Source organism: Viridibacillus arvi (assembly GCF_001274945.1).
Lineage (GTDB): Bacteria > Bacillota > Bacilli > Bacillales_A > Planococcaceae > Viridibacillus > Viridibacillus arvi.
In genome coordinates this window covers 1,737,691-1,753,900 of the sequence record NZ_LILB01000001.1, presented here as the reverse complement: position 1 = coordinate 1,753,900, position 16,210 = coordinate 1,737,691, and the positions used below count along the sequence as shown (strand labels likewise).

General features: G+C 37.3%; 17 protein-coding genes and 1 tRNA gene. 17 read left to right on the top strand and 1 reads right to left on the bottom strand.

The window, feature by feature from the left end; genetic code table 11:
* Positions 1 to 7: 7 nt before the first annotated feature.
* The 11 genes from sdhA to AMD00_RS08325 all read left to right on the top strand — a co-directional run bounded on the left by sdhA (position 8) and on the right by AMD00_RS08325 (position 7,498).
* Complete coding sequence (sdhA, locus tag AMD00_RS08375; RefSeq protein WP_053416560.1) at positions 8 to 1,765, top strand: succinate dehydrogenase flavoprotein subunit; 1,758 nt, start codon at positions 8 to 10, stop codon at positions 1,763 to 1,765.
* A 2-nt stretch (positions 1,766 to 1,767) separates the two neighbouring features.
* Positions 1,768 to 2,544, top strand: a complete 777-nt coding sequence (sdhB, locus tag AMD00_RS08370) for a succinate dehydrogenase iron-sulfur subunit (protein ID WP_053416559.1) — start codon at positions 1,768 to 1,770, stop codon at positions 2,542 to 2,544.
* Between the two features lie 162 nt (positions 2,545 to 2,706).
* Positions 2,707 to 3,150, top strand: a complete 444-nt coding sequence (locus AMD00_RS08365) for an acyl-CoA thioesterase (protein ID WP_053416558.1) — start codon at positions 2,707 to 2,709, stop codon at positions 3,148 to 3,150.
* 75 nt (positions 3,151 to 3,225) lie between these two features.
* The gene (locus AMD00_RS08360; RefSeq protein WP_038187611.1) at positions 3,226 to 3,447 is read left to right on the top strand and encodes a helix-turn-helix domain-containing protein; all 222 of its coding nucleotides are present in this window, start codon (positions 3,226 to 3,228) and stop codon (positions 3,445 to 3,447) included.
* Between the two features lie 75 nt (positions 3,448 to 3,522).
* A complete protein-coding gene (locus tag AMD00_RS08355; RefSeq protein ID WP_038187608.1) occupies positions 3,523 to 3,981 on the top strand; it encodes a MarR family winged helix-turn-helix transcriptional regulator in 459 nt (152 codons plus the stop codon).
* A gap of 10 nt (positions 3,982 to 3,991) precedes the next feature.
* The gene (gene racE, locus AMD00_RS08350; protein WP_053416557.1) at positions 3,992 to 4,792 is read left to right on the top strand and encodes a glutamate racemase; all 801 of its coding nucleotides are present in this window, start codon (positions 3,992 to 3,994) and stop codon (positions 4,790 to 4,792) included.
* A gap of 86 nt (positions 4,793 to 4,878) precedes the next feature.
* On the top strand, positions 4,879 to 5,640 hold the full coding sequence (gene rph, locus AMD00_RS08345; RefSeq protein ID WP_053416556.1) for a ribonuclease PH: 762 nt from the start codon (positions 4,879 to 4,881) through the stop codon (positions 5,638 to 5,640).
* The gene (locus AMD00_RS08340; RefSeq protein WP_053416555.1) at positions 5,637 to 6,239 is read left to right on the top strand and encodes an XTP/dITP diphosphatase; all 603 of its coding nucleotides are present in this window, start codon (positions 5,637 to 5,639) and stop codon (positions 6,237 to 6,239) included. The genes rph and AMD00_RS08340 overlap by 4 nt, the downstream gene beginning before the upstream one ends.
* Positions 6,240 to 6,242: 3 nt before the next feature.
* Positions 6,243 to 6,755, top strand: coding sequence for a metallophosphoesterase (locus AMD00_RS08335; protein WP_322787038.1), 513 nt, complete (start codon positions 6,243 to 6,245; stop codon positions 6,753 to 6,755).
* A 71-nt stretch (positions 6,756 to 6,826) separates the two neighbouring features.
* Positions 6,827 to 6,900: transfer RNA gene (locus tag AMD00_RS08330), tRNA-Arg, on the top strand.
* A gap of 328 nt (positions 6,901 to 7,228) precedes the next feature.
* Complete coding sequence (locus AMD00_RS08325) at positions 7,229 to 7,498, top strand: hypothetical protein (RefSeq protein ID WP_053416553.1); 270 nt, start codon at positions 7,229 to 7,231, stop codon at positions 7,496 to 7,498.
* Positions 7,499 to 7,769: 271 nt separating this feature from the next.
* Here AMD00_RS08325 and AMD00_RS08320 read toward each other — a convergent pair whose 3' ends face one another.
* A complete protein-coding gene (locus tag AMD00_RS08320; protein WP_169786333.1) occupies positions 7,770 to 8,993 on the bottom strand; it encodes an ROK family protein in 1,224 nt (407 codons plus the stop codon).
* Between the two features lie 502 nt (positions 8,994 to 9,495).
* On the opposite strand from AMD00_RS08320, the gene AMD00_RS08315 reads away from it, so the two are divergent.
* The 6 genes from AMD00_RS08315 to AMD00_RS08290 all read left to right on the top strand — a co-directional run bounded on the left by AMD00_RS08315 (position 9,496) and on the right by AMD00_RS08290 (position 16,163).
* Positions 9,496 to 10,269 carry an SDR family NAD(P)-dependent oxidoreductase gene (locus tag AMD00_RS08315; RefSeq protein WP_053416551.1) on the top strand — a complete coding sequence of 258 codons (774 nt, stop codon included), beginning with the start codon at positions 9,496 to 9,498 and terminating at the stop codon, positions 10,267 to 10,269.
* Positions 10,270 to 10,354: 85 nt separating this feature from the next.
* Positions 10,355 to 11,236, top strand: a complete 882-nt coding sequence (locus AMD00_RS08310) for an SMP-30/gluconolactonase/LRE family protein (protein WP_053416550.1) — start codon at positions 10,355 to 10,357, stop codon at positions 11,234 to 11,236.
* 19 nt (positions 11,237 to 11,255) lie between these two features.
* Positions 11,256 to 12,209, top strand: coding sequence for a sugar kinase (locus tag AMD00_RS08305; RefSeq protein ID WP_053416549.1), 954 nt, complete (start codon positions 11,256 to 11,258; stop codon positions 12,207 to 12,209).
* 35 nt (positions 12,210 to 12,244) lie between these two features.
* Positions 12,245 to 12,874: a bifunctional 4-hydroxy-2-oxoglutarate aldolase/2-dehydro-3-deoxy-phosphogluconate aldolase gene (locus tag AMD00_RS08300; protein WP_053416548.1), complete on the top strand. Its 630-nt coding sequence runs from the start codon at positions 12,245 to 12,247 to the stop codon at positions 12,872 to 12,874.
* 58 nt (positions 12,875 to 12,932) lie between these two features.
* Positions 12,933 to 14,081 carry a galactonate dehydratase gene (gene dgoD / locus AMD00_RS08295; RefSeq protein WP_053416547.1) on the top strand — a complete coding sequence of 383 codons (1,149 nt, stop codon included), beginning with the start codon at positions 12,933 to 12,935 and terminating at the stop codon, positions 14,079 to 14,081.
* Positions 14,082 to 14,189: 108 nt separating this feature from the next.
* Positions 14,190 to 16,163 (top strand): glycosyl hydrolase family 28-related protein, encoded by a 1,974-nt coding sequence (locus AMD00_RS08290; RefSeq protein ID WP_053416546.1) that lies wholly within the window; start codon positions 14,190 to 14,192, stop codon positions 16,161 to 16,163.
* The last annotated feature ends 47 nt before the right edge of the window (positions 16,164 to 16,210 follow it).

The following is a 16,210-nucleotide window of genomic DNA, read 5'->3' as shown; positions in this document are numbered from 1 at the left end:
AAATATCATGGCTAAAAGCAAATTGATAGTCGTTGGCGGCGGTCTTGCTGGTTTAATGGCTACTATGAAAGCAGCCGAAATGGGCACAGAAGTTGAATTATTCTCATTAGTACCAGTAAAACGCTCACACTCTGTTTGTGCACAGGGCGGAATCAACGGTGCTGTTAATACAAAAGGTGAAGGGGATTCTCCATGGGTCCACTTTGATGATACAGTTTACGGCGGGGACTTCTTAGCGAACCAACCACCAGTAAAAGCAATGGCTGATGCGGCACCAGGAATCATCCATTTATTTGACCGTATGGGTGTTATGTTTAACCGTACACCAGAAGGTTTATTAGATTTCCGTCGTTTCGGTGGTACATTAATGCACCGTACAGCATTTGCTGGTGCGACAACTGGACAACAACTTCTATACGCTCTAGACGAACAAGTTCGTAAATGGGAAGTAGAAGGCTTAGTAACGAAATACGAAGGTTGGGAATTCTTAGGACTAGTTCTTGATGACGAAGGCGTATGTAAAGGGATTAAAGCACAAAACCTTACAACTCACGAAATCAAAGCATTCCGTTCTGACGCAGTGATCATGGCAAGTGGTGGTCCTGGTATTATCTTCGGTAAATCAACAAACTCAATGATTAACACTGGTTCTGCAGCATCTATCGTTTACCAACAAGGTGCTAAATACGCGAATGGTGAGTTCATCCAAATTCACCCTACAGCAATTCCTGGTGACGATAAACTTCGTCTAATGTCAGAATCTGCACGTGGTGAAGGTGGCCGTATTTGGACTTACAAAGACGGTAAACCTTGGTACTTCTTAGAAGAAAAATATCCTGCATACGGTAACTTAGTACCACGTGATATTGCAACACGTGAAATCTTTGACGTTTGTATTAACCAAAAACTTGGTGTCAACGGTGAAAACGTTGTTTATCTTGATCTTTCTCACAAAGATCCACATGAACTTGACATTAAACTTGGTGGTATCATTGAAATCTACCAAAAATTCGTAGGTGATGATCCACATAAAGTACCAATGAAAATCTTCCCAGCAGTTCACTATTCAATGGGTGGTCTATGGGTAGATTACGATCAACATACAACTATTCCAGGTCTATTTGCTGCAGGTGAATGTGATTACTCTCAACACGGTGGTAACCGTCTAGGAGCTAACTCATTACTATCAGCTATCTACGGTGGTAGTATTGCAGGACCAAACGCTGTTAACTACATCAAAGGTCTTGAAAAACATGTAGATGATCTTCCTTCTTCAATTTACGATTCCGCAGTTGCTGAAGAACAGCAAAAATGGGATGATACATTGAAATTAGACGGTAACGAAAATGCATACCTACTTCACAAAGAACTTGGTGAATGGATGACAGCTAACGCTACTGTTGTACGTTTCAACGATAAATTAAGAGCAACAGATAATAAAATCATGGAATTACAAGAACGTTATAACAACATCAACATTAACGATACTGCTAAATGGAGTAACCAAGGTGTACAATTCACTCGTCAGTTGAAAAACATGATGGCTCTTGCTCGTGTTATTACTTTAGGTGCGTTAAATCGTGATGAAAGTCGTGGAGCACACTATAAACCAGACTTCCCAGAACGTGATGATGAAAACTTCTTGAAAACAACTATTGCGGAATTCACGCCTTCTACTGAGCCTAAATTAAGCTACGAAGAAGTTGATGTTTCGTTAATTCCACCACGTAAACGTGACTATTCTGCAAAGAAAGGGGATAAATAATCATGGGACAAGCAGTTGAAACGAAATATATTAGTGTAGAAATTGAACGTCAAGATACAACGGATTCACAACCATATTGGGAAAAATTCAACGTACCTTACCGTCATGGTATGAACGTAATTTCTATATTAATGGAAATTCAACGTAATCCAGTAACTGCTGATGGTAAAAATACATCTCCAGTTTCATGGGACATGAACTGCCTTGAAGAAGTTTGTGGTGCATGTTCAATGGTTATTAACGGTCGTCCTCGTCAATCATGTTCAGCGTTAGTTGACCAACTAGAACAACCTATTAAATTACAACCAATGAGCACTTTCCCTGTCGTTCGTGACCTTCAAATCGACCGTAGCCGTATGTTTGATTCACTTAAAAAAGTGAAGGCATGGGTTCCAATCGATGGTTCTTATGATCTTGGTGAAGGTCCACGTATGCCAGAGCGCAAACGTGAATGGGCTTATGAATTATCTAAATGTATGACTTGTGGTGTTTGTCTTGAAGCATGTCCTAACGTGAATACTCATTCTGATTTCATGGGACCAGCTCCTCTTTCGCAAGTACGTTTATTTAATGCTCACCCAACTGGTGCAATGAACAAAGACGAACGTCTAGCAGCTATCATGGGCGAAGGCGGTCTTGCTAACTGTGGTAACTCTCAAAACTGTGTAGTTGCATGTCCAAAAGGTATTCCTTTGACTACTTCTATCGCATCTTTGAACCGTGCTACTACAGTACAAATGTTCAAAAACTTCTTTGGTTCTGACCATATGGTTGACTAATCTACTATTGAAAAGTAACAGATTAGAAACTTTTAAAGCAGCTTCACACTTTTGTGTGAAGCTGTTTTTGTGTTTTCTATAAAATATTTGTCCATGTTTATTGTTGGAATTTTCTGTTATAATTAAATGAATAACTGCTCATTTTTTAAAGGGGGAAATTTCATGCAATCATCATACATTAATAATATGGAAGAATGGAAAAAGGGATTTTCATTTTCAGTACCTGTGCAAGTGAGGTTTTCAGAGACTGATATGTTTGGACATATGAATAATACAGTACCAATCACATATTTTGAATATGCTCGAATTGAATTTCTAAAGCATCTAGGTTTAATGGGGAAATGGATGCAAGGAGACGAAGAAGCTATTCCTGTTGTGGCAGATATTCAATGCGATTATGTGAAGCAAGTATACTTTGAAGAGCAATTGAGTATTTTTGTAAAAATAGAGAATATCGGCAACTCATCATTAGATCTACATTATTTAGCAATTAATAATAAGGAAGAGGTATGCTTTACAGGACGTGGAATAATTGTGCAAATGAGCCGCCAATCTGGAAAGTCTATACGATGGAATGAAACACAATTGCAAAGTGTTCAAGCATAAAATTTGAATAGCCGTCACCGCTTTGCCACTTCCGACATACGCTACATGGAAGAGGGGATTGGAGGGCCGCGTGTGATGAGTCATTCACATCATCGTTCATTGTTAACAAAGCGTGAACGGGAAATTTTTCAATTACTTGTAAAAGACTTTTCGACAAAGGAAATAGCCACACAACTTCACATTAGTGAAAAAACTGTGCGCAATCATATTTCCAATACTATCCAGAAACTCGGTGTGTCAGGCCGTGCACAAGCGATGATTGAGCTTCTTCGACTAGGAGAATTGTCTTTAGGATGATTGTGCTCTTGCCATTTTCGTCAAAACACTTCACAATAAAGGGATAAGTAATCCTTTTGAGGAGTGAAGGTTCACATGACAAATCAAGATCCAAAGTCCACACATGATGCTGAACAAGTAGCATTTTTGGAAAAAGAGCTTCGACATATTTCGGCATTAATTAAGCAGAAAGGTCGAGAAATTTTAAGTAACTATACAATTACACCTCCGCAATTCATTGCGTTACAATGGCTTCATGAGATTGGTGACATGACAATTGGAGATTTATCAAATAAAATGTATTTAGCGTTTAGCACGACAACTGATTTAGTCGATCGCATGGAAAAAAATGCGCTTGTTAAACGTATACGTGACAATGAGGATCGTCGAGTTGTTCGAATCCATCTATTAGAAGAAGGCGAACGTATAATTGAAGAAGTGATTGTAAAACGTCAAAAATACTTAAACGACATCGTAACAGATTTTAGTGAAACAGAAGTACTAGAATTATCAAGATTACTACACAAACTATATAACGAAATGAACCAGGATTGAGGCGGTTAACGTGAATGCTCCCATCGGAGTGATTGATTCAGGTGTTGGTGGACTAACCGTTGTAAAAGAAATGCTGCGATTACTACCGAACGAATCCATATATTATATTGGTGATACTGCAAGATGCCCGTATGGACCACGTTCACAAGAACAAGTGAGAACCTTTACATGGCAAATGGCGGACGCATTGTCAAAAATGAATATTAAAATGCTTGTCATTGCTTGCAATACCGCAACTGCAGTTGCTTTAGAAAGCTTGCAAAAGAAATGTCCGTTCCCAGTTATCGGTGTTATTAACGCAGGTGCTCGAGCGGCGATTAAAGCGACGAAAAGCCATGACATTGTAGTCCTTGGTACAGAGGGCACAGTGAAGAGTGGTGCATATGATGAGGCGCTCTATTCACTTTCTTCATCTAGTAGGGTAACATCACTAGCGTGCCCGTCATTTGTTCCTTTAGTGGAGAGTGGCGAGTACGAAGGGGAATTTGCTGACCAGTTAGTAAAAGAAAGTTTACAACCATTACATCAAACAAGTTTTGATACGGTTATTTTAGGCTGTACACATTATCCACTTATTCAGCGGAATATTGAACAGACAGTAGGTGAACATGTTCATGTTGTCTCTTCAGCAGAAGAAACAGCTAAGGACGTCCAAAATCTACTGAGTTATCATCATATCGCAAGAATGGAACAATTAGCACCAGAGCACCGTTTCTTTACGACGGGCTCGGTGCCGATGTTCCAATTAATTGCGAACAAATGGTTACCACTTCAGAAGATACAAGTGAAAAGAATTACTTTAAAAAAGTAATAGCGTAAATAATATAGTAAAAGCCCGAAATGATGGACATTTCGGGGTTTTACTATGAATAAAAACAACATAATTGGAGGTACATCATGACAAGAAATGATGGACGTAAAAAAGACGAGCTAAGACCGATTCAAATGGACAAGGACTATTTAATGCACCCGGAAGGCTCTGTTTTAATAACAGTAGGGAATACGAAAGTCATTTGTAATGCAACGATTGAAGAAAAAGTACCACCTTTTATGCGAGGAGAAGGAAAAGGTTGGGTAACAGCAGAATATTCAATGTTACCAAGAGCAACTGAATCAAGAACTCGTCGCGAAGCATCAGCTGGTAAAATTGGCGGTCGTACAATGGAAATCCAACGTTTAATTGGACGAGCTTTACGTGCGGTTGTAGATTTAGAAAAACTTGGAGAAAGAACGATTTGGATCGACTGTGATGTTATTCAAGCAGATGGAGGCACTCGTACAGCTTCTATTACAGGTGCGTTTGTGGCAATGGCAGATGCAGTGGCGAAACTACAAGACGCAGGTAAAATTACGCACTACCCATTAAAAGATTTCCTAGCAGCAACAAGTGTAGGAATCGCAGCTGAAGAGGGCGCTATTTTAGATTTAAATTATCTTGAAGACTCGGCAGCAGAGGTGGATATGAATATTGTTCAAACAGGTAAAGGACAATTTGTAGAGTTACAAGGTACTGGTGAAGAATCTACATTTACTCGTGAACAATTAAATGAGCTTTTAGCATTAGGTGAATTAGGCGTTCAACAATTAATCAGTGCTCAAAAAGAAGTGTTAGGTGAAGTAGCACTACGCATTGAACGTAATATGGAGGCAGTAAAATGAAACAAGTCGTAATCGCAACAAAAAATAAAGGGAAAGCGAAGGATTTTGAAGCAATTTTCGGTCCTTTAGGCTTTGAAGTCGTAACATTATTTGATGTAGCACCTGATTTAGAAATCGAAGAAACAGGGACAACTTTCGAAGAGAACGCCATTTTAAAAGCTGAAACAGTAGCTAACTTACTTGGTAAAATCGTCATTGCTGATGATAGTGGCCTACAAATTGATGTATTAAACGGTGAACCAGGTGTGTACTCAGCGCGTTATGCAGGTGATCATGATGATGAGGCAAATATGCAAAAAGCATTGAAAAACCTTGAAGGTGTAAAAGAAGAAGATCGTACTGCACGGTTTTGTTGTGCACTAGCTATTGCTGGACCAAATCAAGAAACAACAACTGTTTTTGGTACTTGCGAAGGTTTGATTTTAACAGAAAAACGCGGTACAAATGGTTTCGGTTATGACCCAATCTTCTTTGTACCACAACTTAACAAAGCTATGGCAGAGTTAACACCTGCTGAAAAAGGAGCCATTTCCCATCGAGGTAATGCCATTCGTTTATTAGCGGAGCAATTGCCAACTTGGGTATCAGAAGTGGAGTGATAAATGATGAGAATTCTAGTAATGAGTGACACCCACAGTGACGCTGCAGTTATAGAACAAGTCGTTTCTAATGTTCAGGATATCGATGCTGTGTTCCATTGCGGCGATAGTGAACTATCTTTTAATGCTGATGAATTACGTAATATGTACAAAGTAAGAGGGAATTGCGATTACGATAAGCAATTTCCAGAAGACGTCATTGAAGAAATAGATGGACAAAAAATCTATATGACACACGGCCATTTATACAACGTCAAACTGACTCTATTACCACTTTCATATCGTGCGGCAGAAGTAGGTGCTAGCCTCGTGTTATTTGGCCACTCACACGTGCTAGGAGCAGAGTTAATAGATGATACGTTGTTTGTTAACCCAGGAAGCCTTCGCATGCCTAGAGGTCGTAAAGAAAAGAGCTTCGCAATCATCGATTTTGACGGCACACAGTGGCAAGTTACATTCAAAACAGAAACAAATGAAATCATTACACAAAAGAATTTTTCTATACTAAAAAAATAATGTTGACACTTTCAAATATCTGATATATACTAAGTATTGTCTTTCCCGTTGGAACGCGGGATTGCACATTTGTCTCAGTAGCTCAGCTGGATAGAGCAGCGCCCTTCTAAGGCGTCGGTCGGGGGTTCGAATCCCTCCTGGGACGTAATAATATACACTATGTACGTTGGTATAACAGTGTATATAAACATTAGGGATCAGGTCAGGGCTTCGGTCATTGAATCTGAATCCCTTTTTTGTTCCTACAATATTTTATGTATATGAACTAGATTATCTTCCGATTTATTTGAATAGGTTAGAAGTTTATATAAAGTCGTTAGACACGTCTTAAGGTTAGATTCAATTGAAAAGAGCCAAGCTCATTTTTTATTATTTTCATTGCTGAATGAATATAGGGTATACTTTTATAGTCCTATAATTTGCAGATAAAGTAGGAACTTAAAATTAATTGAAAGTTTTATTGGAGGTTTATTATGAATTACATAATCAGTAACAAACAAGTATTTGAACAGGCACAGCTACGTCCGGTTTCAGACGTTCAATTTAGTGAAGAAGAACTTCAAAACGGTATGAAGCTAGCTGTTTCTAAGGTTGATGAGACTCTCTCTTTGTATTTAGTAGATATAGACGGACAGAAGAAATTCGATGTTCGTTGGGATGATTCCTCAGAACTTTTCAACGGCTGGTATTCTGCTTGGGATAATTTCTCTTGGTGCCTTAATATAGTTAATAGTGAAAAATGATCGATTAAATAATATCGACTAAAAATGAACATTCATTTTATACATTTATCTCTAAAGGGTTTGTATAACGTATGTTCATATTTACTACCTATAAATGAATAAGAAAGAGGAGAAGGATTACTGTATTATAAGTAATCCTTCTCCTCTTTTTCTATCTTCTTTTCCTTCACCCAAAAAAGTGTACCTTTTTGAGATGGCTAAAAGATATATGTAATATGTTCAGAAAGGTAGCTATTTCTTTCTTTATCCAATTCTTGTTCGATATCTATACTTATTTCTTCATGTCCCTCTTTTGAAGAAGTTCGTCCATTTTTAACTTCCCATTAAATAATGCATCTATCCACAAAGTTGAGGCACCAATGGCACCCGAAAAACCTCCGAGGTTTGAAGTAGTAATTTCAAGATTACGGGTATTTGTATATAGTGATTTTTGGTTAACGGCATCTTCTAAAGATTGAATAATAAATTCGTTCCCAATGGAGACTTCGCCTGTCAAGATAATTTGCTGAGGATTAAAAAGATTTACTAATGTAGAAATTCCAATCCCTAGATAGTGTCCTGCTTCTTTCAGTGCCTGTTTAGACAAATCATCGCCAATAGTTGCTGCTCTAAAAATATGTTCTAAGGTTATTGAATCAGGTTGATTATTTGTTAATTCTAATAATATGCTATCAAATCCTTGGTTAATCTTTTTTCGTACCCCATTTAATATTGCTGACTCGCTTGCTACGGTTTCGAGACAGCCGTAGTTACCACAAGAACATTTAAGTCCGTCTCCAATTACAGTTATATGACCAATTTGTCCACCTCCATAGTCTGCTCCGTGAAAGAGATTACCGGAGATCATAATCCCGGTTCCAATCCCATAATCTACATTCATAACAATAAAGGAATTTTGATCGACCCCTTTTCCAAACCAACGTTCAGCAAGAGCGAGAACATTACAGTCACTATCTACAAGAACAGGTAAGTTTAATTTTTTTTCTAGGATTTCGGAAATAGGGACGTCACGCCAACCGAGGTGAGGCGGATAGATAGCAATCCCGTTAAATGGGTCGACAATCCCGTGCATTCCAACCCCGACCCCGATTATTTTATTTTTTTTAATTTTTGACTTTTTTATGATGTCTTCAACTAAAAGTCTTACTTCTTCAAGTACATGGTCGGAATCGATATTATTACCGAATGGTTTTGTGAGACTATTTTTTACTTGTCCATTCAAGTTTATAATAACTATTTTAATGGATTCAGAATGAATCGTAATACCAATTATGTAGAAAGCATTAAAGTTTAGTTGGTACATAACGGGAAAGCGACCACGTTTTATCGGTGTTTGGCCAAGTGTATTTATTAGGTCATAACTTTCAAGTTCTGAAAGGATACTTGTAATTGATGGAACTGTTAGCTTCGTGATTTTGGATAACTCTGTTTTAGATAATACCTCTTTTTCTTTTAGCATCCTAAGGACCAATGAAGAGTTCGTTTGACGCATCATATCTCTATCAAACTTTTGATTATTTGACAATAGAATCACACTTTCCTTATTTATATTTTATAATTCAATTTTCGCATAGCGAAATCAGTAAATACAGTAATAGTAACTCTATAATACTACAAATAAATACAATTGGATAAATGCAATTATTATTGACTTTATAAAGTGAACTTAGTAAAGTATATATTAATTACGGAATAGTCTGATTTTTCCGTAATTTGATTTTCGTGGTTTGTTGCTGTTGTAGACTATTCTTTTTTGAAATCAAGGAATAAATTTCTTTTGCATCGTGTCTTACAAGTAGCTAAGACATGAGCGCTCTTCCCAGTGATTACTCACTTCTTTATATGAGTTTATTTGAATATTCATAGGCGTATACAGTGGTTGAGTCAGTAATTATCACATTGTCAATGGATGCTATTTTAATACTTTTACAATGTTTTTGTAGAGAGAGTGGCTACATGTTCAGTGAAATAATACTTATTTGAAAGTAGGAGAGACTATGAGATTAGAAGATTACGTAGTGATTGTAACGGGGGCCGGTCAAGGTATGGGCCAAGGAATTGCACAAGAGTTTGCAAAAGAAGGAGCAACTGTTGTGATTGCTGAACTAAATGTTGCAAATGGTAAGGCAGTTGAAGCCACAATTAATAATGCAGGTGGGAAGGCGCATTTCATTAAAACAGATGTAGCTGATGAAGAGAATATTGAAAATATGGTAAATGAAGTAATTGATCGCTACGGAAAGATAGACACATTAGTAAATAATGCCGGGGTTACGTTATTTAAACCATTGCAAGATATCACTACAGAAGATTGGGATACTGTAATAAATATTGACTTGAAAGGAACTTTTCTTTGTTGTAAATATGTTTCAAAATACATGATGCAAAAGAATAGAGGATCAATAATAAATATTTCCTCTAACCATTCAATTTCAACTTTACCTGATACTGAAGTTTATGCTGCGGCTAAAGCGGGGGTAAACGGAATGAGTAGGAGTATGTCTTTAAGTTTAGGGAAATACGGAATTCGAGTAAATACGATATGTCCTGGTTTTACTGATACACCACATCATCAAAAGTGGCTAAGTAACCATGAGGACCCAATAGAGGTTAATGAGTACGTACTTTCGCTTCATGCAACACCAAGAATCTCTACTCCCTATGATATTGGTAGATTGGCTGTTTATCTTGCTTCGGATGAAGCTGAAATGGTAACAGGTTCTGATCTTGTAATAGATGGGGGAGTCACCTCGAGATTGTATAATTCTTAAGTAAATAAATCATGTTCATTTTGAATTGTAATAATCCAATGGTTATCTAATTTAAAATAGCTTTTAAATGTGAGGAGGCAAGTGAATGGAAAATAAGGCGATGTTGGTTTTAGATTCTCAATCGGCACTTGGGGAAGGACCTCATTGGGATCACAAAAAAAAAATATTATATTGGGTAGATATTATAGGGGCGAAATTACATATCCATGACCCGGAAAAAAATGATAATCATACAATTCAATTTGATCAATTTATTAGCGCGGTAGTCCCGGAGCAACCGGGGCAATTAATATTGGCCATGCAACATGGGCTATATAGGTATAACATTGCTTTGAATCGGCTAACTAAAATATGTAATCCCGAAGAAGATAAAGTAAGTAATCGCTTTAATGACGGGAAATGTGATTCAAAGGGAAGCTTTTGGGCTGGGACAATGGATTTGGATGGTAAAAAGGATTGTGGTTCATTATATCGATTTGATACAGACGGGAGGATCACAAAGGTTTTATCACCAGTTAGTATTTCTAACGGTATCGCATGGAGCCCAGATAAAAAATTTATGTACTTTATTGATACTCCTACTAATAAAGTATCTACCTATAATTATGAAGAAACTACGGGGAATATTTCATATCATGGAACTGGTGCGGAAATTCCTGTGGAAATGGGAAGTCCTGATGGAATGACGATAGATGCGGAGGGAATGATTTGGGTAGCACATTGGGGAGGGGCGATGGTTTCTCGCTGGGATCCCTATAGTAGTAAGCTTTTAGATACTATACAAATAGCCGCTAAGAATGTAACGTCCTGTACGTTTGGTGGTGAAAATTTGGATGAATTATTTATAACGACTGCAAGGGATGGTCTTAATGAGGATGATCTTGCTGCCTATCCTCAATCAGGAGGGCTATTTAAAGTGAAGACTAGTGTAAAAGGGTTGCCAGCAAATCATTATGGTAGTCAGTAAACCTAGATGAGGTGAAAAAATGGATGTTGTTAGTATAGGAGAAACGATGGTATCGTTTACGCCGAATACAAATGGACAAATGAGATATGCTAAACAATTTTCAAAAAGAGTTGCAGGTGCGGAGACTAACACACTGATTGGTTTAGCAAAGTTAGGACATCAGACAGGTTGGATAAGTAACGTAGGAAATGATGAATTTGGATTAGCTATTCTTTCGTCTATTCGTGGAGAGGGGGTAGATACTTCCCAAGTTAATATATCCCTTAATTCACCAACAGGTTTGCTCTTTAAAGAATATTTAAATGAAGAGCATATACAAGTTCATTATTACCGAAATTATTCAGCAGCAAGTAAATTAACTCCAAATGATATAAGCGAAGAATATATTGCTAAATCAAAATATCTTTATATTACTGGTATTACACCAGCCCTGAGTGAGTCATGCAAAGAGACCATCTTTTATTCGATTAATATCGCAAAACAACATAATGTGCCTGTCGTATTTGATCCAAACTTGCGTACAAAGCTATGGGATGAGGTTATTGCAAAAAAAACACTGTTAGCAATTGCAGAGAAATCTAATATCATTTTACCAGGCCTACAAGAGGGTAAATTCTTATTTAATGAAAGTAGCCCTCAAAAAATTGCCCAGTCCTTTCATAATCTTGGTGCAGAGAAGGTTGTTATTAAGCTTGGAGAAAAAGGTGCTTATTATTCTACTGGTAGCGAAAGTGAATATGTACCCGCATTCCATATTAAAAAAGTAGTGGATCCCGTTGGTGCAGGGGATGGATTTGCGGCAGGGTTTATTTCAGGGCTTCTTGACGAGTTGCCAATAAGTGAGGCAGTTGCTAGGGCTTGTATAATTGGAGCGGTTGTAACCACTGTAAGTGGTGATATTGAAGGTTTACTAGATCGAGAGGGTTTAGCAAAATTTACTCAATCTTTTAGATCAGATGATGTTTTACGTTGATTAGCAAACGAGGAAAAAATTAAGGAGAATACATTATGAATATTTTATCATCAATTCAAGAACAAAGGATCGTAACTATTATTCGAAATGTTCCCCCTAGAGACATATTAAAAGTTGTAAGTGCATTGAGTGAAGGTGGAATAAGTGTAATAGAAATAACATTAAACTCACCAAATGCACTATCAATGATTAGTGAAGTAACGGCCCAATTCGGGGACAAAGTTATAGTTGGTGCAGGTACAGTACTTGATTCGGAGTCTGCTCGTGCTGCAATTCTAGCAGGTGCAAAGTTTATTGTGTCCCCAACGGTAGATGAAGAGACAATTAAAATGACCAAAAGATATGGTGCAATCAGTATCCCTGGGGCATTCACACCAACAGAAATCCTAAAGGCTTATGAAGCGGGAGGCGATATAATTAAAGTTTTCCCGGCATCTTTAGGCACTAGTTATATTAAAAATATTCTTGCACCTCTTCCGCAAATACCATTATTACCGACCGGTGGTATAGATGAAACTAATATTAATCAATTTATTAAAGCTGGCGCGATTGGTTGTGGAATCGGATCATCCCTTGTTAATGCTGATGAAAAAATTAATGAAGAATATTTAACGCAACTAACTAAAAAAGCAAAACGATTGCTCATTGAGGCAAATAAGGGGTAAATAAAGCTTTATAAAAGAAGGGGTAAATAAAGCTTTATAAAAGAAGGGAGTACGAAAATTGAAAATCACCAAAATGGAATGCTTTGTAGTTCCTCCTCGTTGGTTATTCCTAAAAATTGAAACTGACTCAGGTATAGTTGGTTGGGGTGAACCAGTGGTTGAAGGAAGAGCTAGGACAGTGAAAGCTGCCGTAGAAGAGTTAAGTGAATATCTTATAGGAAAAGACCCAATGAGAATAGAAGATCATTGGCAAATGTTGTATCGATCTGGTTTTTATCGTGGTGGACCGATTTTAATGAGTGCGATTGCAGGGATTGATCAAGCATTATGGGATATTAAAGGAAAATATTTCAATGCGCCAATTCATCAATTGTTAGGCGGTGCCTGTAGAGAGTCTGTCCGTGTATACTCCTGGATAGGTGGAGATAGACCAGCTGATGTAGGGATACAAGCTAAGGAAAAGAAGGATGCTGGGTTTACTGCGATTAAAATGAATGGGACAGAAGAACTGCAGTATCTAGATTCTCATAAAAAAATTGATGACCTTATAGAAAGAGTTTCATCTGTGCGTGAAGCAGTTGGAAATGATTTTGGGATTGCAATTGATTTTCATGGTCGCGTTCATAAAACATTAGCTAAGTCTATCATAAAGGAACTAGAAGTATTTCGGCCAATGTTTATTGAGGAACCTGTACTTGCGGAGAATAGCGAGGCATTACGTGAAATTGCGCATGCTACTACAATACCAATTGCAACAGGTGAGCGTATGTATTCGCGTTGGGATTTTAAGAAGATATTATCTGATGGCTATGTTGATATTATTCAGCCCGACCTATCTCATGCAGGCGGTATAACAGAGTGCAAAAAGATTTTTGCTATGGCTGAAGCATATGATGTTGCTGTTGCACCACATTGTCCACTAGGTCCAATAGCGCTTTCGGCATGCCTACAAGTTGATGCGACGGCTCATAATGTTGTTATTCAAGAACAAAGTCTGGGGATTCACTATAATCAGGGTAGTGATTTACTGGATTATCTTCAGGATTCTTCAGTTTTTGAGTATAAGGATGGTTATGTAGATAATCTAAATGGCCCGGGGCTGGGTATTGAGATAGATGAGGATTATGTCCGCCAAAAAGCTGAAGTTGGTCATAACTGGAGAAATCCGGTTTGGAGGCATCAAGATGGAACTATAGCAGAATGGTAGTTTGAGCACCGCTATTATTTTTTGAATACTTAGAAAAATGATGTTATTAATAACGTCATTTTTCAGCCGTTTCCATAAGCCTTCAATAAGATAGAGAGGATTGATAATGTGGGAGAAAATGACATTGAAGAAGTTATAAGGACATGTGAGCAAATAATTGATGTAACAGATTTTGGGGCTGACCCCACAGGTGTACTAGATAGCACAGAGGCCATTTGGCATGCATTTGAATCAGCGAAAAATATGACAGGTCAAGTTGTAATCAATTTCCCATATGGAACCTATCAACTTCAAAAAGCAACTGCACAAAGAAGAGAATTCCATACATCGAACACAAATAGTATCCAATACCCATTAAAGTATATAGCGCTATTATTGGAGGAGCAAAATCAGGTTATCATCAATGGAAACAAGTCTCTTTTCATGATTCATGGAGACTGTATGGCACTTGCGGTTGTACGCTCTAAAAATATATATCTGCATAATTTCTCATGGGATTTTGCTGATCCTACAACTATTGAAATGACTGTTAATGATATTGGAGAAATTAATGGTGAGCAATACACTGATTTTTATGTTCCTGCTTGTTTTACATTTTCAGTAGATAAAAATGAGAAAGATGTAACATGGTATAGTGCGATTAATCCTAGCAATGGGGAGTACTATTGGACCGATAAGAATCACAAAGATGCCTGGACACTTGTCGCGTATCATCCTGATAGAAACTTAACAAGACGTTATTCACTGAATTTAGGTCCATTTTCAGAAGAACGAAAAAAGGTTATTAAGCAGAGTGATACGATAATTCGTATTTTTTATGGCGATAGAAGACCATTCTTACATAAACAAGGTCTTGTTTTCGAGTTTTGCTCAACTCCAAGAAGGGAGACAGCAGGAGCATTTATCTGGGAAAGCAAAGACACATCTATTTCTAAAGTAAATGTACACTATATGCACGCATTTGGTTGGTTAACTCAAATGTCACATAATGTTACTTATATAGATTGTACATTTAAAACAAGGAAAGAGAGTGAACGTTTTACATCAAGTTATGCTGATTTAATCCATGTATCTGGGGCTAGCGGGCATATTCATATCGAAGGTTGTACGTTTAATCATGCACATGATGACCCAATCAATGTTCACGGAACCTTTACTCGAGTTGAGGAGAAAATTGATGATTACACACTTCGGTTAGCTTATATACAAAGTCAGCAGGGGGGATTCCCTCAGTATTATGTTGGAAATCATGTTGTATTTTATCGTAGAGACACATTGACAACTGGATCTGATGAGGGAGAAAAATATGAAGTTGTTGCCGTTACACATCCAGGACAACATGGAAATGACTTGCGTTCAATGACTGTTACGTTTGATAAACCAATTCCCGATGAATTATTAGAGAAAAGTAATAATGAACCGTTGTTTGTTGCTGAAAATATTACCTTCACACCATCGGTACACATTAAAAATAATCACTTTGAAACAATTTCAACTAGAGGAATTCTATGTACAACAAGAAAAAAGGTTGTTATTGAACATAACACATTTAAGCATATGGCCATGGACTCGATATATTTATCGAACGATTCTGAATTTTGGTATGAGTCTGGTCCGATTACCGATATTACAATACAATCGAATACATTTTATGTTGCTAAAGTTGGGAATGCACAGTGGAGAAATGCCGCGATACGAATAGACCCAATTACAATGGGAAATAATATCCCCCCATATACAAATGCGATACACAAAAATATTAAGATTAAAGACAATGATTTTTATATTGAAGAGGAATCAGTTCTTGTAGCAAAAAGTGTTGATGGGCTATCTTTTACAAATAACAATATTTATTCCTATCGACCTGAAGTAAATCCATTACTACCCGAAACAATTGTTGGTGAGGAAATAAAAGAAGAGAAACATTTAAAAACATTCGAATTGATTGGCTGCCAAAATGTCAAAATAGTAAATAATGAGTTTGAAGAAAATTATAATACATCGCTTTCATTCTCAAAAATGCCGATGGGCAATATTAAAGAAAACGTCATAAAAAATAGAGTAAGTAGACTGATACATTGATATGGGACACATCACAAGTGTTACGTGATTTTTAACACATTTTTCAG

What these genes read in the sequence shown, in the direction of transcription:
- sdhA (WP_053416560.1), top strand. Translation starts at nt 8, where the DNA reads ATGGCTAAAAGCAAATTGATAGTCGTTGGCGGCGGTCTTGCTGGTTTA.
- sdhB (WP_053416559.1), top strand. Translation starts at nt 1,768, where the DNA reads ATGGGACAAGCAGTTGAAACGAAATATATTAGTGTAGAAATTGAACGT.
- AMD00_RS08365 (WP_053416558.1), top strand. Translation starts at nt 2,707, where the DNA reads ATGCAATCATCATACATTAATAATATGGAAGAATGGAAAAAGGGATTT.
- AMD00_RS08360 (WP_038187611.1), top strand. Translation starts at nt 3,226, where the DNA reads ATGAGTCATTCACATCATCGTTCATTGTTAACAAAGCGTGAACGGGAA.
- AMD00_RS08355 (WP_038187608.1), top strand. Translation starts at nt 3,523, where the DNA reads ATGACAAATCAAGATCCAAAGTCCACACATGATGCTGAACAAGTAGCA.
- rph (WP_053416556.1), top strand. Translation starts at nt 4,879, where the DNA reads ATGACAAGAAATGATGGACGTAAAAAAGACGAGCTAAGACCGATTCAA.
- AMD00_RS08340 (WP_053416555.1), top strand. Translation starts at nt 5,637, where the DNA reads ATGAAACAAGTCGTAATCGCAACAAAAAATAAAGGGAAAGCGAAGGAT.
- AMD00_RS08335 (WP_322787038.1), top strand. Translation starts at nt 6,243, where the DNA reads ATGATGAGAATTCTAGTAATGAGTGACACCCACAGTGACGCTGCAGTT.
- AMD00_RS08325 (WP_053416553.1), top strand. Translation starts at nt 7,229, where the DNA reads ATGAATTACATAATCAGTAACAAACAAGTATTTGAACAGGCACAGCTA.
- AMD00_RS08320 (WP_169786333.1), bottom strand. Translation starts at nt 8,993, where the DNA reads ATGATGCGTCAAACGAACTCTTCATTGGTCCTTAGGATGCTAAAAGAA.
- AMD00_RS08315 (WP_053416551.1), top strand. Translation starts at nt 9,496, where the DNA reads ATGAGATTAGAAGATTACGTAGTGATTGTAACGGGGGCCGGTCAAGGT.
- AMD00_RS08310 (WP_053416550.1), top strand. Translation starts at nt 10,355, where the DNA reads ATGGAAAATAAGGCGATGTTGGTTTTAGATTCTCAATCGGCACTTGGG.
- AMD00_RS08305 (WP_053416549.1), top strand. Translation starts at nt 11,256, where the DNA reads ATGGATGTTGTTAGTATAGGAGAAACGATGGTATCGTTTACGCCGAAT.
- AMD00_RS08300 (WP_053416548.1), top strand. Translation starts at nt 12,245, where the DNA reads ATGAATATTTTATCATCAATTCAAGAACAAAGGATCGTAACTATTATT.